This window comes from Eubacterium coprostanoligenes (assembly GCF_900167205.1).
GTDB lineage: Bacteria > Bacillota > Clostridia > Oscillospirales > Acutalibacteraceae > Eubacterium_R > Eubacterium_R coprostanoligenes.
In genome coordinates this window covers 36974-61763 of the sequence record NZ_FUWW01000013.1, presented here as the reverse complement: position 1 = coordinate 61763, position 24790 = coordinate 36974, and the positions used below count along the sequence as shown (strand labels likewise).

Below are 24790 nucleotides of genomic sequence, written 5' to 3'. Positions count from 1 at the left end.
CTTTCTGTTCGCACAATTTACGGATTATTTCTCCAATATCTTTTCTTAATTTTCCGTATATCTCTTTTCTGCGATATTTTGGTGCAAACACTATGTGATAATGACACCTGTATGTTGAGTGTGACAATGTTTTTATTTCATTGTTTCCGTTCTTTTTTATCATGCTTTTAACCTCCTGTATTTTAGTAACGCGGCTGCCAAACCGTTTCTATTATACTTGGAGGTTATTTTTTCGCCAATACCCTCGGCTTGCTTTTAGCTCGCCGTTCTTATTTTTACTAAAGCTTTCTGTTTCCCCCGGTAGAACCGGGGGTTATCAACCATTGCTGGACAAATTTAAAAAAGACAGAGAAAATCTCCGTCTTTTTCATTAATTTTCTTTATGTCCGGCAGAACGAAGCAGTTTTTTTACATCTTGTTCGGTCAATTCTCTGTAATCGCCCTGTTTGAGCATACCGAGTTTAACAGGACCGATGGAAATTCTTTTAAGTCTTGCTACTTCCAAACCTTGACTTTCGCACATTTTTCTGATTTGACGATTTCTGCCCTCGTGAAGAATAAACTCAAGAACAACTCTGTTTTCTTCTTCTGTCAAAACAGTAACCTCGCAAGGGGCTGTCATTCTGCCGTCAATTTCAATACCGTTGCGAAGATTGAAAAGAATATCATCATTTACCGCCGGTCTTACTGTAACACGATATACCTTTGCATATTCATGTGACGGATGAGTCATACAGTTTGTGAACGAACCGTCATTTGTCAAGAGCAAAAGTCCCTCACTGTCTTTGTCAAGTCTGCCGACAGGATAAATTCTGCAACCAAAATCAGGAAGCAAATCCATAACGGTTTTTCTGCCGAGTTCGTCAGATACGGTTGTGACATATCCACGAGGCTTGTTGAGCATAACATATACCATTTTGCGATTTTTAACTTTAGTAAGTTTTTGCTTGCCAACTGTAACCAAATCTTTACGAGGATTGATTTTCATACCGATTTCCGCAACATGACCGTTCACCTTAACTTTGCCTGCACGGATTAAATCCTCGCTTTTTCTACGGGAAGCAACTCCCTGTTCTGCCATAAATTTTTGAAGTCTTACTTCGTTGTTGTTTGCCATACTTTTACACTTTCCGGAGCTATAATATCTACAGTCCTAATTAATTTGTTATTTGAATATATTTCCATTTTGCCGACTTTTGTATTTTTCAATATCGGGGCATACAAAATAGGATAATAATATAACTTAAAACTTAATTTGTCAAGATACGAAACATCAAAAGATGCTGTACAAAAGATTTTTTTCTTGTTTGAACCAACACAATCAATCTCAATTCCTTGTGTTTTTGAAAGCGTTTGATACTTGCCTTTTGCATAATCAAGGAGCTTTTTGTGGTCGTTCCAATCGTCACAATCATTTAGCGTCACGATAATTATGGTATTACCTTTATAATCATAGGCACTGACAAGGCATCTGCCTGACTTTTTTGTAAATCCTGTTTTGACACCGATACAGTTTTCTGTTTGATATAAAAGTTTATTATGGTTATAGATTGTTTGTGGCTTGTTATTAATTTTTATTTCTGCTTTTTGAAGTTTACATATTTGTGAAAAAACTTCATTATCAAGTGCGTATGAGGTCAGCATTGCCATATCATATGCGGTTGAATAATGCTCTTTGCCGTCTAAACCCGACGGGGTTTCAAAATGCGTGTTTGACAGTCCGAATTTTTGAGCATAATAATTCATCAGTTTGACAAACTGCAACAAACTGCCGGAAATATAGACAGCAAGAGCGTTAGCCGCATCGTTGCCGGAAGCAAGCATTGCTCCCTTTATCAAATCTGATACAGTTATCTTATCCCCTGCTTTCAGATAAATCAAAGAGCCTTCTGTTTTTTCGAGCATAGAGTTTGTGATTTCTACAACTTCATTTTGATTCAGTCTTTCACACGCAATAAGACAAGTCATTATCTTTGTGGTCGAAGCCATTGAGCACTTACAATCGCTTGATTTTTGATACAACACAGTTGAGGTTGTTTTATCAATTACAATAGCTTTTTCCGCTGTGATATTGTCATTTTTGGCATAGACAGAATACGGCACAAGCAATACGAATATACACAAAAAACTTATAAATCTTTTATACAAAACAATCACCTACATAAATATATGCAGGTGATTTAATTTAATTAAAAATTATTCTGCTTTTTCTTCTGGCTTTGACTCGCTCTTCTTTGCTTCCGTAAGCTCTGTAAGTTTATCAACAAGTTCAGGAATCATCGCAATAGCTCTGTCTGCAGATGATGTGTAGTTGTTGATTTGCATAAGTCTAACCTTTGAATCCTGAATAACGATGAATGCAACAGGAGTGATAGAGATACCGCCTCCGCCGGCACCGCCGAACAATTCCTTATTTTGCTTTGAAGGAAGGTCTGTTCCGCCTGATGTAAAGCCGTATGATACCTTTGATACAGGGATAAGTGTAGTATTACCCGTTACCATTGGTTCGCCGATAATAGTTGAAACATCAACCATTTCTCTCATCTTTTCAAGTGTTGATTCCATTATTTTGTTTACCGGAGTTTCTTTCATAATACATTCCCCTTAAAATTAATTACTTGTTTTTTATTAAGTTAACCAAGAACTTTGTTCCTGCTTTAATACCAATTTTTAAAATCAGCGCAACATTCATTGATGCAATAAGCTGAAATTCATATTCATTAAACGGTGCTATGAAATCAGGTTGAATATAATCATCATATTGGTCAACCTTCATACCATTCAAAATCATACCTTTTAGCGGATAATAAAATCCGCAAATTCTGCCGTATGCACGAGCAATTTCTTCTGCATCAGCGCCACCAACTATTATTTTAACATATAATGAGTAAATATGCAAACCCCTAAATAAAGTTGTTACAGCAGTATTTAAGGTTTCTACCAAATTTGATGCCAAAAGCATAATTCCGACAATGCCGTCCTCATCAATAATTTTTGCAATAGGATTCTTTTTAGGTTCTGCTTTTGGTTTTGATGCATCAGCTTCAACTGTTTTTGTTTCGGGTTCTTTAACTGTTTCGGCATTTTTTTCTGCTTCAACCTCAACAACAGGTTCAACCGTTGTTTCTGCTTTAGTTTCTTCAACAGGTTTTGACTTTTTAGAATTATCTTTCTTTTTTTCTTTTTTCTTCTCGGCAGCTTGTTTACCTGCTTTATCCGGAAATAAAATGAAATTAAGAATTTTTGAAAGTTCAATATCTTTTTTTATAAAAAGCACCTGAACCGATGTGTGCCATCCATTATCATAAACAACGGTCAATTCGGCCGAAAGAGAAAGAATGAATGCAAACAGCAATACCAAAACAGCTAAAATTATCAGAAAAACTTTCATTTACTCCTCCTCAATATGAGCAAGCTCTGATATTTCTTTTTCTTTTAGTATATCAGATTTATTCTCATTGTCAAATAAAGAAGTTTGGCTGTCATCCTTTGCAATGCTTTCAACCTCTTCGGTTTTTGGTAAATCGGGCAAATCTTCGAGGGAATTGAGCGAAAAACATCTTAAAAATCTATCGGTCGTGCCATAAATCAACGGTCTACCGGGCAAGTCCATTCTCCCCTTTTCTTCAATAAGTCCTTTTTGAACAAGTGAAGAAATCGGTCCTGAACAATCAACGCCTCTGACCTGTTCGATAAATGAACGGGTCACGGTTTTGTTGTAAGCAATAACAGCAAGAACTTCAAACGCTGCGTTACTCAACGGTGCGTTTTTCTTGATTTCCATAAGTTTTCGCACTTCTTCACTGTACTTTTCTCTTGTACAAATTTGATATTTGTTGTCAACACGGATAAGCATTAAGCCGGAGCCTCGCTCATCATACTGTGCGCCCAAATAATCAAGCATTTTTTCAATAGTTTCAATATCTATATCAAGAACTTCTGAGAGTTTTGCAGGTTCAACAGGGTCACCTGCGGCAAAAAGCATAGCTTCAAGAGTTGAAACCAAGTTTTCAGTTTTATTCAAGGTTGTCCACCTCTTTTGCTTCATTTACAATCTGAACGGTCGGATTGTGCATATCTCCTTCAACCGTTATTCTTTTTGTTTTTGTTAGTTCCAAAACAGCTAAAAATGTTGCCACAATATCCGATTTTGATTTTGCTCCGTCAAACAAATTCAAAAAGCTGACCTTTTTTCCGCTCCAAAGTTTACGCATAACGGTTCTAACCTTTGATGCTACATTTACAAATTTCTTTGCAACAATAACTTTGAATGAATCAATCGGAGGGGGCAATCGTCTTTGTGCCTTGCCTGCAACATTTACATAAGCGTCCAAAAGTTCATCAGGTTCGTGAAATCTTTCATAATCATAATTTACCCACCCGCCTTGTGGCTGACGAACAAATCTGCCAAAGCCGTCTGTTCGATTGGAAAGTTTTTCTGCCATCAACTTACAGTCACGATATTCTATAAGTTCGCCTGTAAGTTCCTTTTTGAGCACTTCCGCTTCTTCATGTCGAGGGAGCAAAGAAACAGTTTTGATATAAATCAATCTTGCTGCCATTTCCAAAAAATCACCGGCAACATCAAAATCCGCTTCTTCCATTTGTCTGACATAATCAAGGTATTGATTGACAAGTTCAACAATCGGAATGTCATTAATATTCAGTTTATGCTTACTGATAAGGTGCAAAAGCAAGTCCATAGGACCTTCGAACACCTCAATTTTATAGGTTAAATTATCCATAATACCTCAATTAAATATGGAGCACCAATCTTGGAAGTAAAGAAATAAAGTTCAACAATTTACTTGTAAGAAAAGATATAGGAGTATCCAAAATTCCTGTGAAAAGAAGAATCATAAGGCCAATCATTATATATCTTTCATACATCATATATTTATAATAAATTTTATCAGGTAAAACAGCTGCCAAAATCTTTGAGCCGTCGAGCGGTGGAATTGGGAACAAATTAAACACTGCAAGCATAACATTGATTTGAGCAGAATAAAGGAAGAAATATGCTATTGCACTTCCAACAGCCGAATTGCCTGCAAATTTTGCCAAAATAAAATATCCCCAAACCGATACAAAGCCCATAAGAATATTTGCAAGTGGACCAGCAAATGCTGTCAGAGCCATACCGCCTTTTTCATTTTTAAAGTTTCTTGGATTAATCGGCACAGGGTTTGCATAACCGATGCCAAAGAGAAAAATCATCACTGTACCGATAGGATTGAGATGTGCAAAAGGATTGAGTGAAAGTCTGCCCTCTCTTTTTGCAGTGTCATCACCAAGTAAATGTGCCATAAGACCGTGTGCAAGCTCGTGTATCGGCAAGCAACAAAACACAACAAAACATCTCGAAAGCACAGCAATAACCGCAAGCAAGTACTCGCCTTGTTGTATATATCTAAAAATTGAAATCATTTAATTAATCACCTTTGTTTTATATTTTTGCAACAACCATTCTGTCGTTACCGTACATATCTTTTAATACTTCAACACTGTTAAAATCAGAAAGAACATCAATAATAGTTTTACCTTGATCCTCGCCTATTTCAAGCATCAAAACACCGTTTGGTTTAAGCTTTTTACTCCATTTATCATTGATAACTCTGTAAAAATCAAGTCCGTCAGTTCCACCGTCAAGAGCCATCACTGGTTCTTTTTTTACTTCATCTTGCAATGTTTGGAGAACATCCGTTTTGATATACGGCGGATTTGAAATAATCAAATCGGCTTGTTCAATATCTATATCGTTAAAAATATCATCATTAATCAAAATTGCATTATATATGCCATCGGAATTTTTCTTCAAATATTCAAATGCGTCTTTGCTTTTTTCAATGCAATAAACTTTTGATGACGGAACAGCTTTTGCAATACTCAAACCAATACACCCACTGCCTGAACACAAATCAATAATAACCGGAGCGTCAACAGTTTTCAATTGTTTAACAGCTAGTTCAACAAGTTCTTCGGTTTCAGGTCTCGGAATAAGAACGCCCTCGCCAACATAGAATTCACTTTCGTAAAAATCCCATTTACCAACAACATATTGAAGTGGCTCTCCTGATTTTAATTTCCACAAGCAATCCGCAAGCTGTCTTGTGATAACAAAATCATCTCTATGAGCATGATATTCGTTGTTTTTTATTCCTGCAACATGGCAAACTACTGTCAAAGCCTTGAAATCAGCCTCATCTACACCGTTTGCACCTAAAAAACTTACGCTGTAACTATACGCTTCCTTAACATTCATCGCTTAATTTCATCGTCCTCAATATTGTCTGTAATAACCGCTTTTATAGAAGCAATGCCAACTTCAATTATATCGTCTTCAGGCTCTTTTGTAGTAATTCTTTGCATCCATAAACCCGGTGCAGATACTATTTTGACAAACAGATTGTCGTGCTTGCCCGCGTATCTGATAAATTCATAGCCGATGCCCATAATAAGTGGGATGAGCGGTAATTTGATAAACATCCACGCAATTGTGTTTTGCTTCAATTCAGCCGGAACAACAAGTGAAAGAAGCGTAACAACAACAATACTTAAAATAAGCATTACAAACATAAATGATGTACCGCATCTTGGATGAAAGCGAGTACACTTTTTTACATTTTCTACAGTAAGCTCCTCACCTGCTTCATAGCAAGCAATGCTTTTGTGTTCGGCGCCGTGATATTTGAATAGTCTTTTTATATCTTTCATTTGAGAAACAAAAAGCATATAAACAACAAAGATAACTATTTTCATACAGCCTTCAATAGTACCCTGCCAAGGAGTGAGAGCCATATGTGTTGCTTCATTAATTTTATTGAATATAAACACAGGCAAGAAAAAGAAAATCAAGAACGCAAGTGCAAAGCCCAAAACAGAGGCAATGCCCATAATTATATCCATAAATTTGTCGCCGAGTTTATCAGTAATCCATTTTTCAAACTTGTTCATTTCGACATCTTCAAGGTCTTCCATACCTGATGCTTCTGCCGAATACATCAAAAGTTTGTAGCCCATAATCATTGATTCAATAAAAGCAACAATGCCACGAATAATCGGAAGTCCGAAAAATTTATTCTTATCTTTTAAATGCTTAAAATCATGATATTCAACAAGAATTGAATTATCAGTTTTCCTGACAGCAGTTGCAATCCCTTTTGGTCCTTGCATCATAACGCCCTCAATAAGAGCCTGACCGCCGACAGAAGTAATATGTTGTTTTTTACTCATTAAAACGATAGCCTTTCAAATTAATTTTGACTTGGTGCTTCTAATAACGGAAGATGAATAGTAACCAAAGTTCCCTTATTTTCAACACTGTCAATATCTAAAAATCCATTATGTAAATTTACGATTTCGGTTGTAACCGCAAGACCGATTCCCGAGCCTTTAACGCTGACATTTGCCTTGTAGAACTTTTCCTTAACATGAGGCAAGTCCTCTGCGGAAATACCGCAACCTTGGTCGGCAATAGCAATTTTTACAAAATCCTTGCCATCTCTTTTTTCAAATTCTGCCTTAACAAGAATTTTGCTTCCGGGACGAGAATATTTGAGTGCATTATCAAGAATATTCATAAACACTTGCTTGAGCCTGTTTGCATCGGCATTTGCAATACAAGGTACTTCAGGAATACTGTATTTAACCTCATAACCCTCTCGTACAGCACGCTCAATGAATGTAAACAGCGTTTCTTCAAGTTCGGCAAGAATATCTACATTTGCAAGTCGAAGCGTCATTCTACCGCTTTGAAGTCTTGAGAAATCAAGAAGTTCCTCAACAAAGCCTTCAAGTCTGCCTGCCTCTTTAACGATAACTTGCAAGCCTTTTTTGGTAAGCTCATCAACATTGTCTTGGTTGCCGAGAGTAAGCGTTTCTCCCCAGCCTTTAATTGAGGTCAAAGGAGTTCTCAATTCGTGAGAAATAGTAGAAATAAAGTCATTTTTCATTTTATCGGCTGTTTCAATTTCAGAAGCCATTGTATTAATGCTGTCTGCAAGGTCACCGATTTCATCATTGTATTTTTTCTCAATTCTGACATCAAGATTTCCCTCGGCAATTTTTTTAGTTGCCTGATTAACTTCTTTAAGCGGAGTGATAATTGTTCTGATAAAATACAAATTTGAAAGAATGATTATAGCCAAAATAATCAAGAAAATAAATGCTATTAGCACGGAAATACTTGTAATTTGACGGTCAACATTGTCAACAGCGGTCATAACACGAATTGCGCCAACCTTTGTGTTGTCAGAGCTTTTAATAACCCTGCAAACAGCCATAACTTTTTGACCGTTTGTTAGTTTGCCGACAAATTTAGCTTTTCCATCTTCATTTTCCATTGCAGATTGATAATCGGACATTTTCTGCTTCTCAACCGCAAAGCCGTTTGATGAAATAATTACATTCCCTTCATTGTCAACAATCCAAACAGTAGTTGAATCTTTGTTTGAATAAGTGTCAATATAAAGTGCGGCTGAAGATTCAAGCGATTCACCGTTGTTTATATTATTTTCAAAATAATTAACGGCAGAATCCGAAGCGGCGGAATTAACTATACTTTCAACCGAACTGTAATAATATACCTTTATAAGAGAAGTGCAAACAATGAAAGCAATGGTAAAAAGCAAAACAACAAGACCGATAATCAATATCAACCATCTGCGTGTAATGCCTTCGATTTTTTTGCTTTTAATTTTTGTAATGTAATCAGCATTAAAATCATTGCTCATTTGTTTATAAATCTCTACTTTCTGTTTATTGTTCGCTTGTTATCCACTTGTAGCCAAGACCCCAAATGGTGACAAGTCGTGTCGGACTTGAAGGATTATCCTCAATTTTCATACGAAGTCTGCGAATGTTTACATCAACAATCTTTTCATCGCCAAAATAATTTGCTCCCCAAACTTGCTTTAAAATATCATTTCTTGACAAAGCTGCATTTGGATTGCGGAAGAAATACTCAATAATTTGGAATTCAACCTGGGTGAGTTCAATCATATTGCCCGACTTCAAAAGAGTTCTGTTACGAAGATTAAGTTCAAATTCATCAAGAATTATACTGTCAGAGCTTGAATCACCCTTTTTGAAGCCTCTTGTCATTTCAACTCGGCGATAAACTGCATCAACACGAGCCATAAGTTCACTTGGTGAAAACGGCTTTGTAACGTAGTCATCCGCACCGAATAAAAGTCCGGTAACCTTATCCATTTCCTGTGTTTTTGCGCTGAGCATTATGATTCCGAGATCTGATGAAAGTTTGCGGAGTTCTTTGCATACAGCAAGTCCGTCAAGTTCCGGCATCATAATATCAAGAATAGCCACATCAAAGCCTTCTTCATCCTGCTTGAATTTTTGAAGTGCAACAAGTCCGTTTTCGGCTTGTTCAACAGTATAGCCTGAACGAGAAAGGTTAATTACAATAAATTCTCTGATGGATTCTTCGTCTTCAGCTACAAGTACTTTTTTCATATTTACACCGTACCTTTCTTACAGTATGCTAACAAATTTTGATGTATTGCTTCAATTCGTCAATTGAAATATCAATTTCTTTATCATTTGATGTTTTTGCAAGATAATAATATCCTGATTTGTCAAGAATTATGCTGTATCCTTGATAAGCATTTTCATCATATACCGCTTTTAAAACCGGCATAATTGAAAACACAGAAGATTTTGTTTTTTTGTTGATAACGGTCATTTCACGAGTCTTTTTGTTATATGTTGCAGATATGTTTTTAAAATATTTGTCCGGAATAATAACATTGTAATTATCATCTTTGACATACAACGAATAGTTTGTGTGAACAAGAATTGTTTTATTATAAATTTTCCAATTCAGCGGTTTGATATTTTTCGGCAAGCCCTTAATTGCAATATCTGTTGGGATTTCAATTCTTTCATCCTCGTTTATATCACAAGAATTTACAAGGCATCCTCTTGATGTTCCTGATGTTCTGCCTGTTGAATAACTATAAAACGGAGAGACAATTGAGTCGTACATATTTGACCAATAGATGACTTCTGTTCTTATACTGTTACCGTTTGAACCGATTGCATCGGCATATACTCTTATATCACCCTCGGCTTTTTCAACATTGATATTTCTATAAGAAATAACTCGAGAATCAAGTTTTGTCTCACCTTTTAATTTCAGGTTGTTGTCATTCAAAGAATAAAGTTCTGCCTTTGCACTTGTCTTTGTTCCCGAATTGATTTCAAACATCAATATTTCATTATTACCTGTTTGTTTAAAATCAACGATAACATAGTTGTTGAGATAAATTTCGTCTTTGTTGATTTGTTTAACCTCAAACTTTTTGTCATCAAATTTAAGGTCGTATACAACAAATAAATGACTGTTTGAATTTGAAATATTGTTCCAGCAAACAATGATTTCATCTTTGCCGTCGTTGTTAACATCTGCAAAGTCAAGACGATATGCATCATCTCCATAACCCTTTATATCGGAAACAACTTCCCACTTACCTGAATATTCCTTGATAATAGCCATTCGGATAGTGCCAAGATTATCGTTTGGCTCATAGAAAGCAACAGCTTCTTCTTTTTCGTCACCGTCTAAATCATAAAAGTTATATGATGTGATGTATTCGCCTGACGAAGGGTTCTTTAATGAATAACCGTTTGACATAAAACTGTCAAGTGCACTTTTAACATCGGCATTATCCCCAAACGGTGCAACTGCCGAAATTAAATCATTTACAGATGAAGCAAGCCTAAAACTGCAACCGGAGAACAACGCAACAATCAATACAATGCACATAAGTACTTTTATGTATTTCACATTCAATCCCCCTTGCAGATACAATAATTAAATAAATTATAACAGATTATTTAAATAAAATAAATAGCAAATTAAGAAAAAATAACATTTTTGTTACAAAAATAAACATCCAATATAAAAAATTGGATGTTTATAACAAAAATACTACAAAAAGAGGTGGATTGGAGCCTTTTTAAAGACATCGGTTAGAGGAGAAACAATGAAAAGAGAAACATTTTACCGACTCCGAAACAGTCAATGCCGTGTGGTTGGAGAAACCATTATATGTCTTCCACCCTCATAAATATTCACTTTATGATTATATTATACATATTTTTTTGTGAATTTCAATATAACAAAATGAATAATTAATTAAATTTTCGTTAATTCTCAAAATTATTCTATTGTTCCGCCACCAAGAACATAATCGCCGTCATATAAAACAACTGCTTGTCCCGGAGTAATTGCTCTGACAGGTTCATTAAATTCAACAACAACCCTATCGCCGTCACAATATGCAACACATGGAACTTCACGCATATTATATCGAGTTTTTGCAAAGCAAGATATTTTATCATCAGGCTTTTGAGCAATCCAATTAAAATCTCTTGCAGTAAGGCTTTTTTTGTTTAAATCTTCATTTGAGCCTAAAACAACGGTATTACTTTCAATATCTTTGCTGATAACATAAACCGGATGACCAAGAGCAATATTCAGCCCTTTTCGTTGACCGATTGTATAACGAATGAGACCGTTGTGCTTGCCGAGAACATTTCCCTGCTTGTCAACAAAATCACCGCATGGATATGTTTTGCCCTTGTATTGCTCAATGAATTTTGAATAATCCCCGTCAGGTACAAAGCAAATATCTTGGCTGTCTCGCTTTTTTGCATTGATAAAACCGTTTTTCTCTGCAACTTCTCGGATTTTTTCTTTTGAATATTTGCCCAAAGGAAAAACAGTATGCTCAAGCTGATACTGGCTCAAAGAATACAAAACATAACTTTGATCTTTTGACAAATCTTTGCCTTTTTTGAGCATATATCTGCCGTTTACATATTCAATATCAGCGTAATGACCTGTTACAACACAGTCGTATTGCAATTCTTCCATACGCTTCATTAATTTTTCAAACTTAAGATACCTATTGCAATCAATGCAAGGATTTGGCGTTCCGCCTGCTTCATAGGTTGAAATGAATTTGTCAATAACTTTTTTTTCGAATTCATCTTTAAAATTAAAGACATAATAAGGCATACCGAGTTTATAAGCAACAGACCTTGCGTCTTCTATATCATCAAGAGAACAGCATGTCTTTTCCCTATCGACGCCAATATCCTCGTTGTCGTAAAGTTTCATGGTAGCACCGATGCACTCGTATCCCTGCTCTTTCATAAAAAGTGCAGCAACGCTTGAATCGACACCGCCACTCATAGCAACAATCGCTTTTTTCATATTAAATCAGCCTAACTCAATCATTTTGTCAATACAGCGTTTTGCACCGAGCCTTACATCTTCGTCAAGTTCTATTTCTTCTCCGCCAATACCTTTGACACAATTCAATACATCAACGATTGTGGTTAATTTCATATTATGGCACACAAGGTCCTTTGAAAGCGGATAAAACTTCTTGTCAGGGCACGCAAGCTGTAAATGAGAAACAATGCTGTTTTCTGTTCCGATAATAAACTCTTTTGCATCACTTTTTTTTGCAAAGTCCATAATGCCTGTTGTTGAACCGACATAATCTGCTTGAGCAACAACTTCCGGCACACATTCGGGATGAACAAGGAACAATGCGTCAGGATGAGCTTCTTTTGCCTTTTTAACCTCTGCCATGCCTATTCTTGCGTGAGTAGGACAACCCCCGGAAAGAAGTTTAAACTCTTTTTCAGGAATTTGCTCTGCTATATATGAACCAAGGTTTTTATCCGGAATAAACAATATTTTGTCTGAATCAAGACTTCTGCAAATTTTAAGAGCAGAAGACGAAGTTACGCAAACATCACAAACGGTTTTAAGTTCACTTGTTGTGTTAACATAAGCTACAACCGTATAATCAGGATATTGCTCTTTAACCTGTTCGATAAGTTCTTTATCCATCATTTCAGCCATAGGACAGCCTGCGTCAGCATTTGCAAGGATAACCTTTTTGTCAGGTGAAAGAATTTTTACGGTTTCAGCCATAAATCTAACACCGCACATAATCACGGTTTTGTTTGTAACCTTTGATGCAGATAGCGACAAAGCAAAGCTGTCGCCGACAAAATCAGCAACTTCAAGAATATCAGGTGATTGATAGCAATGCGCTAAAAGGCAAATATCGTTTTCTTTTTTTAATCTAATAATTTCTTCTTGTATGTCTTTTAAAGCCATAACCTACTCCCAAGCATCACAATAAATGTTTTATTCGTGAGCTTCCTTTTCCTTAAATGTTTCAGGATCATATTCGATACCATTTTTATCATAATAATCCTTAACAGCAGCCTTGATTGCTTCTTCGGCAAGAACAGAACAGTGGATTTTTACCGGTGGCAAACCATCCAATGCTTCAACAACTGCTTTGTTTGAAAGCTCAACTGCTTCGCTGACAGGCTTGCCTTTGATGAGACATGTTGCCATAGAACTTGATGCAATAGCAGATGCACAACCAAAAGTGTTGAACTTAACATCAGTGATAATGTGATTTTCATCTATTTTGAGATATATTTTCATAATATCTCCGCATTTTGCATTTCCAACTTCTCCGACACCGTCAGCATCTTCAATTTTACCAACATTTCTTGGATTTGTAAAATGATCCATTACTTTTTCTGAATATAAAGCCATTAGTCTACTACCTCTCCTTTTTGAATTTTCTCCCAAACAGGAGAAATTGATCTTAAATATGTTACAACCTTATGGATTGAATTTATAATAATATCTGCCTCTTCTTCTGTGTTGTATTCACAAAGAGAAATACGAAGTGAACCATGTGCAGTTGCAACAGGAATACCCATTGACAAAAGAACATGTGACGGGTCAAGTGAACCGCTTGTGCAGGCAGAACCAGATGAAGCACAAATGCCGTCTTGATCAAGAAGAAGGAGCAAACCTTCACCCTCAATACCTTCAAAGCAAAAATTGATTGTACCCGGAAGTCTGTTATATCTGTCACCGTTCAAAGTGTGGCGTTCGATGTCAGCACAGCCGTCAATAATCTTATCACGAAGAGCGGTTACATATTTTGCATTTTTATCAAGGTTTTTAACTGCTTCTTCCATTGCGGCCGCCATACCAACGATAGATGCCATATTTTCTGTGCCGGCTCTCTTGCCTCTTTCTTGTGCACCGCCGTTGATTACATTTTGAAGAACAATACCCTTTCTGCAATACAACAATCCAACGCCCTTTGGACCGTGGAACTTGTGCGCAGAAATAGAAAGCATATCAATGTTCATATCAACAACATCAATCGGAATATGACCGAAGCCCTGAACAGCGTCAGTATGGAACAAAACTCCTTTTTCTTTACAAACGGCACCGATTTCTTTGATTGGTTGAATTGTGCCAACCTCGTTGTTAGCAGTCATAATTGTAACAAGTGCGGTATCATCTCGAATAGCATTTTTTACATCTTCAACCTTAACGATACCGTCGCTGTAAACATCCAAAAGTTGAATTTCAAAGCCCTCTTTTGCGAGCTTGTCCAAAGTGTGAAGAACAGCGTGATGTTCAAACTTTGAAGAAATAATATGCTTCTTACCTTTTTTTGCACCGTTATATGCAGCTGTGATAATAGCCTGATTATCGGCTTCACTACCGCCTGATGTAAAATAAATCTCGTTTGGATTAGCGTTTATACATTTTGCAACCCTTGCTCTTGCATCCTCAAGGTGCTCTTTGGCGATTTGACCAATATGATGAAGTGATGACGGATTGCCGTAAATCTCTTGCATCATTGGCTTCATAGCCTCTAAAGCAGTGTCGGAAAGCTGTGTGGTTGCAGCATTATCAACATAAATAGTTGTCATAATTTTTAACCTGCCTTTTTATTCCTATTAAATTTATAGGTTTTTCGTTCTATAATATATAACTTATTTCCTACTTTGTCAATAGGAAATTGAAATATTTTTAAAGTATTATTATCCATTTTTACACAATAATACAAAAAGCCTCCATTTAAAAGAGGCTAAAATTATTTTTTGTATATAACATGATAAAACTCTATGCCGTCAACATCGTAGAAGTTTATAATTTCCTTGATGTAATCACTTTTGTTAAAATCAGGAAAATATGTGTCTGCGTCAGGAGATTCTGCATTGATTTCCGTGAGATACAAATTATCGGCATACGGCAAAAATTCATTATAAATTCTGCCACCGCCAATAACAAATGCGTCTGTATTCTCTGTTTCGGCAAGTTTAATTGCTTCTTCAACAGAAGTGACCACCTCTGCCCCGTCAGCCTTATATTCAGGATTAGCAGATATAACAATGTTCTTTCTGCCCGGAAGTGCTTTTGGCAACGATTCAAAGGTTTTTCTGCCCATAATTACAGGATGACCCATAGTTGTTTCCTTAAAGAACTTCATATCTTCTTTAAAGTGCCAAATCAAATCGTTGTCTTTGCCAAGTTCAAGATTTTTGCCAACTGCGGCAATCATAGAAATAGCCATATATTCTCCTCATTGTGCGATTGGGAATTTTATTTTGCCAAGATGTTCATAATTCAAAAGTTTTACATCTTTGCAATCTCTCGAATTGTCAAATTCGAAAAAGTCTTTTACATCAGGATTTAGCCAAAGTTTAGGTGCAGGCAAATCACCCTGTTCATCAAATCTTCTGATTTGTTCTTTAATGCCATCAACCTGATTAACATAAATATGTGCGTCCTTGATTGACCAATCAATAGTTCCGGGTTTTAAGCCACAAACCTGTGCAAGCATACAGTTAAGCACAGAATACTGTGTTACATTGAACGGCAATCCAAGCGGAACATCACAGCTTCGTTGATGAACCCAACAGTTAAGTTTTCCGTCTGTAACATCCCATTCGCTTGACCAAACACAGCTTGGAAGAACAGCGGTATCAAGATAATCGTTCTGCCACAAAGTCATAACCATTCGTCTGTCTTCAGGATGATTTTTTATCTTATCAATGAGATTTTGGGTCATTTGGAATTTATTAACTATATATCCATAAGCAGTGCCGATAGTATGGGCATATTCCTCACCGAAAAATTTGTGAACATCTTGCTTTACAAGCTTTCCGCTTTCATCAGGAAGCATTTGGGTAGCGTTCCAATAGCCTTTATCGTCGATTTCCCACTCGTTCCAAATGTTTACATCTCGTTCTTTCAGCCAACGAACATCATTTGACTGTGCTTGATAAATCCAAAGCATTTCAAGAACAGCCTGTCTGATGAACAACTGCTTTGTTGTCAAAATCGGGAATTCCTCGCCAATATCAAGTTGAAAATGATTTGACGGAACTTTAATTGTATTAATACCCGTTCTGTTAACAACTTCCGTGCCCGTTGTTAAAATCTTTTTGCACAGAGCAATATATTCCTTATCCCAAAGTCCCATAAATTCACCTCAAACATTTTTGTATATAATATCACAAACCATAAAAATAGTAAATATAAAAGAAGCAACTAAATTTTTTTATATTTGATTTAATCTAATTTCTATTTCTTAATCAATATATCATAAAATCCGTTTTCTTTAACCTCGTAATTCTCATAATTATATTGACCTAATGCTGAGTGCTGAACAATATAACATTTTTCCGTTAACTCAATTTCATCAAAATTTAAGATTGTTATTGTATCAGAAACACTTATTTTGTTATTTGTTTTATTTTCAAGATGCAAATTTCCATAACTGATTATTTCATCTTTAAATGCATCGTTAATTGAATATCCGGCTCCTAATTGATGAAATTTAACATATGCGTTGAGCATACAATCACCAAAATCATTAAGATTTTTGTCAGACTGATAGTAATATAAATATACTAAAGTTCCTCGGTCATATTGAGGATTACAAAGAATTATTGTATTATTTTGATTTGTTCTGTCGGACTCGGCAAGACAATTATTCAAACTATTACCATATGACAAATGGTTAGATTCACTATTTTTCGGATAAATGTAGTAGAATTCAATTCCAAAAAACATTAAAGAAACAGTCAAATATCCAACCAAAATTAATTTGAATTTTTTAATATCAATAGCTTTTATTTTATTAATCAATAGTGCCAATCCTATTGCTTCAAAAAACAGTAATAACGGAGTCAGCACACCATATCTGTAAGCATACGCAAACAACGGCATATTAGTCATTGCACAAAAAACCACTATCACTCCGCAAGAAGCAATTATAATTGATTTTGTGATTGTACTGCCTTTTATATCTTTTTTATGTAATTTTGACAAAAACAACTCTGCAATTCCGAATATTGAAATAAGTCCGGCACCCACATTTCCATACAAGAATAGATTATTAACACTTATATTGTCTAATGTTATAGCACTTTCAGGAAATGCGACAATTGATAACGATTCAAAAAAGTTTTTAAATAGTTGTTTTATAACTTCAAAGAGTGTTCCTGAATTTAATGCCAAACTGTTTTCTCTTGAATAAAACTTCATATCAGGAAATGACATTATTTGAGTAGAGAATGGCTCAATTTTTCCTGTCAAGACTAATCCAAAAATAATAAACGGAATTGAAAAGAATAATAACGATACAACACTTAATACACTATCGCTGATGCTCATTCTTTTCTTAACAAATAAAATCAAGTATGTAATAGCTAAAAATACAGGAACAATCAGAACAGATGCAATATAAGAGTAAAAGCATAACGAAAAGAAGAACATAGAAAGAACATAATATAATCTCTTATTTTGTTTTTGTCCTTTTGCCAACATCAAGATTCCAAAGATGAGATTATATCCCATATAATTACAATCCAAAACATAGCATGAGCTAAAAATCATCCAAGGAGATACAGCAGATAATCCGACAAAAGCATATTTAAATTCTTTCTTCAAAAACAACAAACCGCTAAGTTTTGCCGAGCATACTAAACCGATACAGCCTACTATAAGTGCTGGTAATCTCAAAACGAACAAGCTATTACCAAAAAGTTTCACAGCAAAAGCTGAAAGATATGTTCCAAGCGGTGATTGTCCGCCTATAAACCATGTGGGAAAATACACGGGGAATTTGTTGCCTAACAAATCAGTGCCATTGTTTACAATCGACAACGCATTAGCAAAGAGCATTGACTCATCAATATGCACATCGCCGATAATAAAATTAGATATAAAAAATATAATTCTTAATACTATACCTATCACAACAAGCCAAAATAAGAATTTGTCTTTGCTTTTATACCACTTATTGATATTCATATAAACTCCCCTTTTTTACATACTATCATAAAAAATCTCATTAATCAATAACGGATAATTTATTATCGAAATGCCGGTAAAATTAAAAATTTGTATACAATACTGTATACAAACAAACCAAAAATAACAAAATATAAAAAGAAAAGCCTCGAAAATCGAGGCTTTGGTGACCCATCGGGGATTCGAACCCCGGACACCTTGATTAAAAGTAAAGGTGTTTAGGTACTCCAAAGGTGCATAAACACTGCGTTTGCGAAAATCTACGTATACAAATCCGTATACAAACGCATTATTTTTTTACTTATTTGCTGTATTTGCTTTTTGGTAATTTATTCATTGTTACCACTCTTATGTTCCTCGAAAACTAATTGTTTTACAAAATTGAGTACAAGGCTTTTTTCTTCTTTATTAAGAGTTAAAAACAAATTAAAAATTTCATCCGATTTATTCATCATTATTACCCCCTTCCTATAAAGCAACTCCATAATTAATTTTATATTCTGTTGCTAAATGTTTTTTATATTCATCAGACAATGAAGCTTTGCTGTTTTTCAAGTCTGTATAAATATCAGATGTAACCTTGATTGTACTATGACCTAAATACTGTTTACTTTCTTGTACATCGACACCTTGATAAAATAGCATAGTTGCATATGTATGGCGCAAATAATGGCTTGTAATACGTTCTATTCGCATTGGTAAACCTTTAGGGTCGTACTTGCTAACATCTGTATTAGGGTATCCATACTCCATATTTAAATCTAACAAATAGCTCTCCCACATTTTACGCCAACTTGTAGCAGAAAGCTGACCGCCTTTTGTATTTGTGCAAACTAAATCAAAAGGGTTATTAATACCGTTATCAAGCTTATATTGTTTTAGATATTCAACAAGCACATCTGAAATAGGTACTAAACGAACCGCACTTTTTGATTTACCGCCTTTTTTTGTTTATAGCTGTATTACTTTGCACATCAACCGATTTATTAACGGTAATAGTTTTATTTACTAAATCTATATCAAGCCATTGCAAAGCAAGACAAAAGAGAAGGTCACCGGGGAGTTGCAGCTCCACAGTGACCAAGGGTTTTAGTATACTTCCCATGCGTACTTTAACCTAACCACATCATACGGCATTTCGCAGTCAATGTCAAGGAATGACCGATATACACAAACTATTCATCAATCTGAATTTAATCAATTAAGTATTGACCAAACAAACAAATATGTACTTATGGATACCAACGGTAAACCAAATGGATACCAAACGGATACCAACGGTATACAGACGGTATCCATAGGTAAGGATAGTGTAGGTAAGGATAGTACAATCAAGGATAATATAAGTAAGGTTAATTTAGAAAAGACAAATTTAAGCAAATTTAATCAGGTGAGGGAAAAAGAGAGTGTGAGAGAAAAAACAAACGATAAAAACGGCAACGAACAAAAAAGCAATTTAGCAGATGATGAGTTTAGAGAATTTTTTTCAACTAAGAACTATTCTTAATAAAAAACAAAGCCTTTTTTAAAGGTAAACGGCTCAAACCTGTAACCGCAAACACTATTAAGTTTGATATATCCCCCGCCCACTCTAATAAAGCAAATAGAATATTAATAAAAAAAACAGCAGGAATATAAAACCCTGCTGTATTTATTTAAGCTACCATACCATTATTGTAAAGCTCATTACAAGATATATCTATTTCATCATTCCAACTAATACCGTAACCGCCCATATCAACCGTTACAAGCCCATATAAACCGTTTATTGTTTGCAAGGCTGTAAATTCCTTGTACTTATCAAACAAAGGCTTTATATCGTAATATTTGTGTTGACCGTTTTCAAAGGTTACAGATAACACAAAATTATCAAGCGGTTTAACTGCAATTACTTTGTTAAACATAGTAACACCTCTTTCTTATTCAAGTGGAGGAAGCTGTTTAAATTCTTGTGTATTCCACATATTAAGCAATTCAGCTTTATGCATTTCTACCCATTCTTGAACCATTGCAAGGGCTTTAGGTGGCAAATCACCCTCAAGCATTTGTAATGTTTGAATATCAATAGCTCCCATATATTCGCCATAAACACAATGTATATGTGGTGGATTGTGTTCACTCTGTTGAAAATACATTTTTATAACAAGTCCGTAAAATCTTGCCAAGACAGGCATATACAACACCTCACTAAATTATTTGTTCTTTCAATTAAATAATACAACAACAAAAACAAAATATCAACAAAAATGTAATTATTAAATGTATTTTTTTCATTTCAAATATTTTATAAGAAGTTTACGTATACAAATCCGTATACAAATTACCGTAAAATTTGATAAAAAACAGTAAAATTAAAACATTTGTATTATAGAAAATACTAAAAGAAAAAACCTTGAAACCCGCTAAAATAAAGGGTTTCAAGGCTTTTTTCTTTGGTGACCCATCGGGGATTCGAACCCCGGACACCTTGATTAAAAGTCAAGTGCTCTACCTACTGAGCTAATGGATCATATATTGGCTGGGGAGGCGGGATTTGAACCCACGCATGACGGAGTCAAAGTCCGTTGCCTTACCGCTTGGCTACTCCCCATTAATAAAAATGGGGTGGGATATCAGAGTCGAACTGATGACCTCCAGTGCCACAAACTGGCGCCCTAACCAACTAGGCCAATCCCACCATGTCTTGTTGTGACAAAAAAGTGGCGCGCTGTGGGGGACTCGAACCTCCGGCCTACTGCTTAGAAGGCAGTTGCTCTATCCAGCTGAGCTAACAGCGCATATAATATGTGGAGCGGGTGATGGGAATCGAACCCACGCGACCAGCTTGGAAGGCTGGGATTCTACCATTGAACTACACCCGCGTGTCACAACGGTCATTATTATATCTAATGACCGCTGAAATGTCAATACTTTTTTAATAAATTTCTTAATTTATTTTTACAGAAATCTCATCGGTTCCTGTTAAAGTAATCTTTTTTATGTCGATATCGTTGTTGAAAACAATTGTATTTGCAAGTTTTTCCTCAATATCTCGTCTGACGGCATCACGAAGTCCTCTTGCGTTTTTCTTTGAACCATAAGCCTTTTTTGCAAGATAAACAGGAACACTGTCTTCATAAACCAAGTCAATACCCTTGTCTTTTAAACTCGGAACAAGTTCATCAAGCATAATTTTTGCAATCTTTTCGAAATTATCAAAAGTAAGTTTGTTGAAAATTACAATTTCATCAACTCTGCCAAGAAATTCAGGACGCAAAAATCTTTCAAGAGCTTTCATAGTAACTTCACGGTTAATATCGTCAGCTGATTTTCCAAATCCCATAGTGTTTTGGTCAGTTGAGCCTGCATTAGAGGTCATAATAATTACCGTGTTTTCAAAGTTAACTACCCTGCCCTGTGCATCTGTAATTCTGCCCTCATCAAGAATTTGAAGTAAGATATTAAGAACATCTTTATGAGCTTTTTCAATCTCGTCAAAAAGGATAACACTATACGGTTTTCTGCGTACTTTTTCAGTAAGCTGACCTGCGTCATCATATCCAACATATCCCGGAGGTGAACCGATAATTCTTGACACGCTGAATTTTTCCATAAACTCACTCATATCAAGACGAATAAGGTTATCAGGTGAATCAAAAAGTGCATTAGCGAGCTGTTTTACAAGCTCGGTTTTGCCGACGCCTGTCGGGCCGACAAAAATAAATGATTGCGGTCTTTTTTTAGGGCTGATTTGAATTCTGCCTCTGCGAACTGCATTTGCGACCTTTTCAATTGCTTCATCTTGACCGATGATATGAGATTTAAGTTCATTATCCAAAGAGGCAAGTTTGTTAATGTCACCCTGTTCAACTTTTGATGCAGGGATACCTGTCCAGAGAGAAATAACCTTCGCCAAATCAGCTTCAAGAACTTGATTATCCTTTGCTTTTTCTTCAACCTCGGGAATCTCGTTATCAATGTTAATAAGTTGTGATTTAAGCTTGGAAATAAGCTCATAATCAATTTGCTCGCCCTCTTCAGGCTCTGACAACTTATCAATATTATCCATAAGGTTGTTTTTCTTTTCAAGGAGCATTTGGTATCTGCTGATTGCAGGATTGCGAAGATTTGCACAAGTGCACGATTCATCCAAAAGGTCAATCGCCTTATCAGGCAAATAACGGTCGGTAACAAATCTTTCACTCATTGTAACAGCCTTGTAAACCAAAGAATCGTTGATTTTTACCTTATGATAATCTTCATAATAGTTTTTGATACCAAGAAGCATTCTGTAAGCATCATCAATTGACGGTTCTTCAACTTTAACAGGCTGAAATCTTCTTTCAAGAGCAGCATCTTTTTCAATATATTTTCTATATTCGTTGAAGGTAGTTGCACCGATAACTTGAATTTCACCTCTTGAGAGTGCAGGTTTCAAGATATTAGCGGCATTCATTGTGCCCTCACTGTCACCTGTACCGACAAGGTTATGAACCTCGTCAATAAAGAGGATAATATTTCCCTCATGCTTAACCTCATCAACAAGGCCCTTAATTCTGCCCTCAAACTGACCTCTGAATTGAGTTCCGGCAACAAGGGCTGTAAGGTCAAGGAGATAGATTTCTTTATCCATAAGTCTTGCAGGAACTTCACCTTTGGCGATTTTGATTGCAAGACCCTCTGCGATAGCAGTTTTACCAACACCCGGCTCGCCGATTAGGCAAGGGTTATTCTTTGTTCTTCTGCAAAGAATTTGAACAGCACGCTCAATTTCGCTTTCTCTGCCGATAATATTGTCTATTCCGCCTTTTTTAGCCTTTTCGGTAAGATTGTTGCAGTAGCTGTTTAAAAACTTTCTCGACTCGTCCTGTGACCTTTTATGATTTCTTTTACCTTTTTTCATTGGTTCTTCGGTTGATGATTCAGAACCGCCCATAATATTGTTCATCATTTCTGAAAAAGGCATTGTTTGAGCACCGTCGGCATTTTCGGAATTGAACATTGCTCCGATATCGCCGAAATCGAAATCGTCCATATTTTCCATAAACATACCCATTTGCTCGCTTGCCTGCTCAAGTTCGTCTTCGCTGATGCCCATTTTTTCCATAAGGCCCTGAATAGGTCCCATATCGACATTCAGCTCCTTGGCACACTTATAGCAAAGCCCCTCGGGCTTCATAACGCCGTCTTCCATTTTTTGAATAAACACAATAGCAGGTCTTTCACCGCATCGTGTACACATTGGTTGTTTCATTCGATATATAATCTCCTAAAGTTATTTGTTTGATTTATTCTCCTTGATTTGCTTAATAAAGCCCGGAGCATAGCCGAACAATGATACAAATGCAAGAATAACAGATATAACCACCATACCATAGATAACAGGTGTTGGCAAAGCCTTGAAGAACCAATGACCAACCAAAGCACCGTTTGGACCGATAGCGATAATGGCAATCATAAATACATAAAATACGGTTGTGGCAATCTTACCCCACATTTCAGCCGCAACAGGACGCAAACCTTTTGCAAGAAGCAGTCCACCGCCGATAACCATAATAAGCTCTTTTGCAATAAACAAGAAAAGCAAATATTTAAGCGGACCGTCAAATGACCAAAACTTAAAAATCAAAATGATAACAATTGCAACCTGTGAGAGTTTGTCTGCAATTGGGTCAAGAATTTTGCCAAGGTTAGATACCATATTGTACTTTCTTGCAATTTTGCCGTCAATCAAGTCGGTTAAAGCTGCAATTATCATAAGTACAAAAGCGGGTATGTATATTTCTTTGATAAAAAGAATTGAAAAAACAGGAATAAGAGCAATTCTCAAAAAGCTCAACCAGTTTGGAATAGTATTCCAATTATCAAATAAATCATTTACATTTTCTTTAAATTTGCTCATATTATTCCCTCCGTAATCACATTAAATGGATTATAGTTGAGTAACAGTTGATAAAGCTGACTGTTGGCAGCAGTTTGTAAAAATTGATTGTCGGCAATATTAGGTACTCCCAAAAGGCTTGTAACAGCACTTACAAAAACAAATACAACAAGTGCACCTTTAAGAAATCCAAACAAAAAGCCTATCAATCTATCCATAAAAACAACAAAGCTTTTCTTTTTATTTTCTTTTCTCTTATTCTTATTCTTTCTTCTGATGTGGCTGATGACAGCACCTGTTATTCCAAAGAACAAAGCAAAAATAACAATGAATATTATAACTTTGAGAAATACTATTATAACAGGTTCAAACACCTCATTTGTTATATTTTGGGAAATATTATTTGAAGAAAGTTTTAACGAAGTTAAATCTATGTTATTTTTAATAATATTCGGCAGACTGTTGATAACGCTGTTAAAATTATTCATAATTTCGTCTATATTGGACGAGGTTACGATTTTTTGATTAACAACATCAACTACCCTTTCTTTTAAATAATTGTCGTAAATCGGCTGTGGCAGTCTGTCTGCAGAAATCATACAAGCAGACAATCCGACTACATATCTTATGAAATTTATAAGTGTAATAAATATTCCTTTATTCAGCCCTACAAAGCCGAAAAACAAGACTATACCGACAATAATCAAATCAACATAATTAACCGTATAATTAAATATCGTCAT

General features: G+C 35.7%; 26 protein-coding genes, 5 tRNA genes and 1 pseudogene. 1 reads left to right on the top strand and 31 read right to left on the bottom strand.

The window, feature by feature from the left end:
- The 21 genes and pseudogenes from B5D29_RS06510 to B5D29_RS06405 all read right to left on the bottom strand — a co-directional run.
- A partial coding sequence (locus B5D29_RS06510) for a transposase (RefSeq protein ID WP_200803077.1) occupies positions 1–163 on the bottom strand: 163 nt, incomplete at its 3' end.
- 207 nt (positions 164–370) lie between these two features.
- A complete protein-coding gene (locus tag B5D29_RS06505) occupies positions 371–1117 on the bottom strand; it encodes a pseudouridine synthase (RefSeq protein WP_078768774.1) in 747 nt (248 codons plus the stop codon).
- A complete protein-coding gene (locus B5D29_RS06500; RefSeq protein ID WP_159443419.1) occupies positions 1096–2148 on the bottom strand; it encodes a D-alanyl-D-alanine carboxypeptidase family protein in 1053 nt (350 codons plus the stop codon). The genes B5D29_RS06505 and B5D29_RS06500 overlap by 22 nt, the downstream gene beginning before the upstream one ends.
- A 48-nt stretch (positions 2149–2196) precedes the next feature.
- Complete coding sequence (locus tag B5D29_RS06495; protein WP_078768772.1) at positions 2197–2592, bottom strand: GerW family sporulation protein; 396 nt, start codon at positions 2590–2592, stop codon at positions 2197–2199.
- A gap of 22 nt (positions 2593–2614) precedes the next feature.
- A complete protein-coding gene (locus B5D29_RS06490; RefSeq protein ID WP_078768771.1) occupies positions 2615–3391 on the bottom strand; it encodes a hypothetical protein in 777 nt (258 codons plus the stop codon).
- Positions 3392–4024: an SMC-Scp complex subunit ScpB gene (scpB, locus tag B5D29_RS06485; protein WP_242941757.1), complete on the bottom strand. Its 633-nt coding sequence runs from the start codon at positions 4022–4024 to the stop codon at positions 3392–3394.
- On the bottom strand, positions 4017–4745 hold the full coding sequence (locus tag B5D29_RS06480) for a segregation and condensation protein A (protein ID WP_078768769.1): 729 nt from the start codon (positions 4743–4745) through the stop codon (positions 4017–4019). Before B5D29_RS06480 ends, scpB begins: the two co-directional genes overlap by 8 nt.
- Before the next feature lie 10 nt (positions 4746–4755).
- Positions 4756–5427, bottom strand: a complete 672-nt coding sequence (locus B5D29_RS06475; protein ID WP_078768768.1) for a site-2 protease family protein — start codon at positions 5425–5427, stop codon at positions 4756–4758.
- 19 nt (positions 5428–5446) lie between these two features.
- Entirely contained in the window at positions 5447–6262 is an 816-nt protein-coding gene (gene prmC, locus B5D29_RS06470; RefSeq protein WP_078768767.1) for a peptide chain release factor N(5)-glutamine methyltransferase, read from the bottom strand.
- Positions 6259–7233, bottom strand: a complete 975-nt coding sequence (locus tag B5D29_RS06465) for a DUF1385 domain-containing protein (protein WP_078768766.1) — start codon at positions 7231–7233, stop codon at positions 6259–6261. Before B5D29_RS06465 ends, prmC begins: the two co-directional genes overlap by 4 nt.
- Before the next feature lie 20 nt (positions 7234–7253).
- Positions 7254–8732, bottom strand: coding sequence for a sensor histidine kinase (locus tag B5D29_RS06460; RefSeq protein WP_078768765.1), 1479 nt, complete (start codon positions 8730–8732; stop codon positions 7254–7256).
- Between the two features lie 25 nt (positions 8733–8757).
- The gene (locus B5D29_RS06455; protein WP_078768764.1) at positions 8758–9471 is read right to left on the bottom strand and encodes a response regulator transcription factor; all 714 of its coding nucleotides are present in this window, start codon (positions 9469–9471) and stop codon (positions 8758–8760) included.
- 28 nt (positions 9472–9499) lie between these two features.
- Positions 9500–10804 carry an FG-GAP repeat domain-containing protein gene (locus B5D29_RS06450; protein WP_078768763.1) on the bottom strand — a complete coding sequence of 435 codons (1305 nt, stop codon included), beginning with the start codon at positions 10802–10804 and terminating at the stop codon, positions 9500–9502.
- Between the two features lie 375 nt (positions 10805–11179).
- On the bottom strand, positions 11180–12238 hold the full coding sequence (gene mnmA, locus B5D29_RS06445) for a tRNA 2-thiouridine(34) synthase MnmA (RefSeq protein WP_078768762.1): 1059 nt from the start codon (positions 12236–12238) through the stop codon (positions 11180–11182).
- A 6-nt stretch (positions 12239–12244) separates the two neighbouring features.
- Positions 12245–13159, bottom strand: a complete 915-nt coding sequence (gene nadA, locus B5D29_RS06440) for a quinolinate synthase NadA (RefSeq protein WP_078768761.1) — start codon at positions 13157–13159, stop codon at positions 12245–12247.
- Between the two features lie 30 nt (positions 13160–13189).
- The gene (gene nifU / locus B5D29_RS06435; protein ID WP_078768760.1) at positions 13190–13612 is read right to left on the bottom strand and encodes a Fe-S cluster assembly scaffold protein NifU; all 423 of its coding nucleotides are present in this window, start codon (positions 13610–13612) and stop codon (positions 13190–13192) included.
- Entirely contained in the window at positions 13612–14796 is a 1185-nt protein-coding gene (nifS, locus tag B5D29_RS06430; RefSeq protein ID WP_078768759.1) for a cysteine desulfurase NifS, read from the bottom strand. Before nifS ends, nifU begins: the two co-directional genes overlap by 1 nt.
- 164 nt (positions 14797–14960) lie before the next feature.
- The gene (locus tag B5D29_RS06425) at positions 14961–15440 is read right to left on the bottom strand and encodes a dihydrofolate reductase (RefSeq protein WP_078768758.1); all 480 of its coding nucleotides are present in this window, start codon (positions 15438–15440) and stop codon (positions 14961–14963) included.
- A gap of 9 nt (positions 15441–15449) precedes the next feature.
- Positions 15450–16352 carry a thymidylate synthase gene (gene thyA, locus B5D29_RS06420; RefSeq protein ID WP_078768757.1) on the bottom strand — a complete coding sequence of 301 codons (903 nt, stop codon included), beginning with the start codon at positions 16350–16352 and terminating at the stop codon, positions 15450–15452.
- A gap of 101 nt (positions 16353–16453) precedes the next feature.
- The gene (locus tag B5D29_RS06415) at positions 16454–18187 is read right to left on the bottom strand and encodes an ArnT family glycosyltransferase (RefSeq protein ID WP_078768756.1); all 1734 of its coding nucleotides are present in this window, start codon (positions 18185–18187) and stop codon (positions 16454–16456) included.
- 468 nt (positions 18188–18655) lie between these two features.
- Positions 18656–19111: pseudogene (locus B5D29_RS06405) on the bottom strand (tyrosine-type recombinase/integrase); the annotation flags it as partial.
- Positions 19112–19334: 223 nt separating this feature from the next.
- Between B5D29_RS06405 and B5D29_RS06400 the strand changes: the two are divergent.
- Positions 19335–19694 (top strand): hypothetical protein, encoded by a 360-nt coding sequence (locus B5D29_RS06400; protein WP_078768754.1) that lies wholly within the window; start codon positions 19335–19337, stop codon positions 19692–19694.
- Between the two features lie 148 nt (positions 19695–19842).
- Here B5D29_RS06400 and B5D29_RS06395 read toward each other — a convergent pair whose 3' ends face one another.
- From B5D29_RS06395 to B5D29_RS06350, 10 genes are all read right to left on the bottom strand, one after another.
- On the bottom strand, positions 19843–20091 hold the full coding sequence (locus B5D29_RS06395; RefSeq protein ID WP_078768753.1) for a DUF2442 domain-containing protein: 249 nt from the start codon (positions 20089–20091) through the stop codon (positions 19843–19845).
- A 15-nt stretch (positions 20092–20106) separates the two neighbouring features.
- Positions 20107–20361: a DUF4160 domain-containing protein gene (locus B5D29_RS06390; RefSeq protein ID WP_078768752.1), complete on the bottom strand. Its 255-nt coding sequence runs from the start codon at positions 20359–20361 to the stop codon at positions 20107–20109.
- Positions 20362–20620: 259 nt separating this feature from the next.
- A tRNA-Lys gene (locus tag B5D29_RS06385) sits at positions 20621–20696 on the bottom strand.
- A gap of 6 nt (positions 20697–20702) precedes the next feature.
- A tRNA-Gln gene (locus tag B5D29_RS06380) sits at positions 20703–20777 on the bottom strand.
- A 10-nt stretch (positions 20778–20787) separates the two neighbouring features.
- Positions 20788–20864: transfer RNA gene (locus B5D29_RS06375), tRNA-His, on the bottom strand.
- A gap of 23 nt (positions 20865–20887) precedes the next feature.
- Positions 20888–20964 (bottom strand) — tRNA-Arg (locus tag B5D29_RS06370).
- Between the two features lie 10 nt (positions 20965–20974).
- A tRNA-Gly gene (locus B5D29_RS06365) sits at positions 20975–21048 on the bottom strand.
- Positions 21049–21113: 65 nt separating this feature from the next.
- The gene (locus tag B5D29_RS06360; RefSeq protein WP_078768751.1) at positions 21114–23420 is read right to left on the bottom strand and encodes an ATP-dependent Clp protease ATP-binding subunit; all 2307 of its coding nucleotides are present in this window, start codon (positions 23418–23420) and stop codon (positions 21114–21116) included.
- Between the two features lie 21 nt (positions 23421–23441).
- Complete coding sequence (locus B5D29_RS06355) at positions 23442–24068, bottom strand: CDP-alcohol phosphatidyltransferase family protein (protein ID WP_078768750.1); 627 nt, start codon at positions 24066–24068, stop codon at positions 23442–23444.
- The gene (locus B5D29_RS06350; RefSeq protein WP_078768749.1) at positions 24065–24790 is read right to left on the bottom strand and encodes a CvpA family protein; all 726 of its coding nucleotides are present in this window, start codon (positions 24788–24790) and stop codon (positions 24065–24067) included. The genes B5D29_RS06355 and B5D29_RS06350 overlap by 4 nt, the downstream gene beginning before the upstream one ends.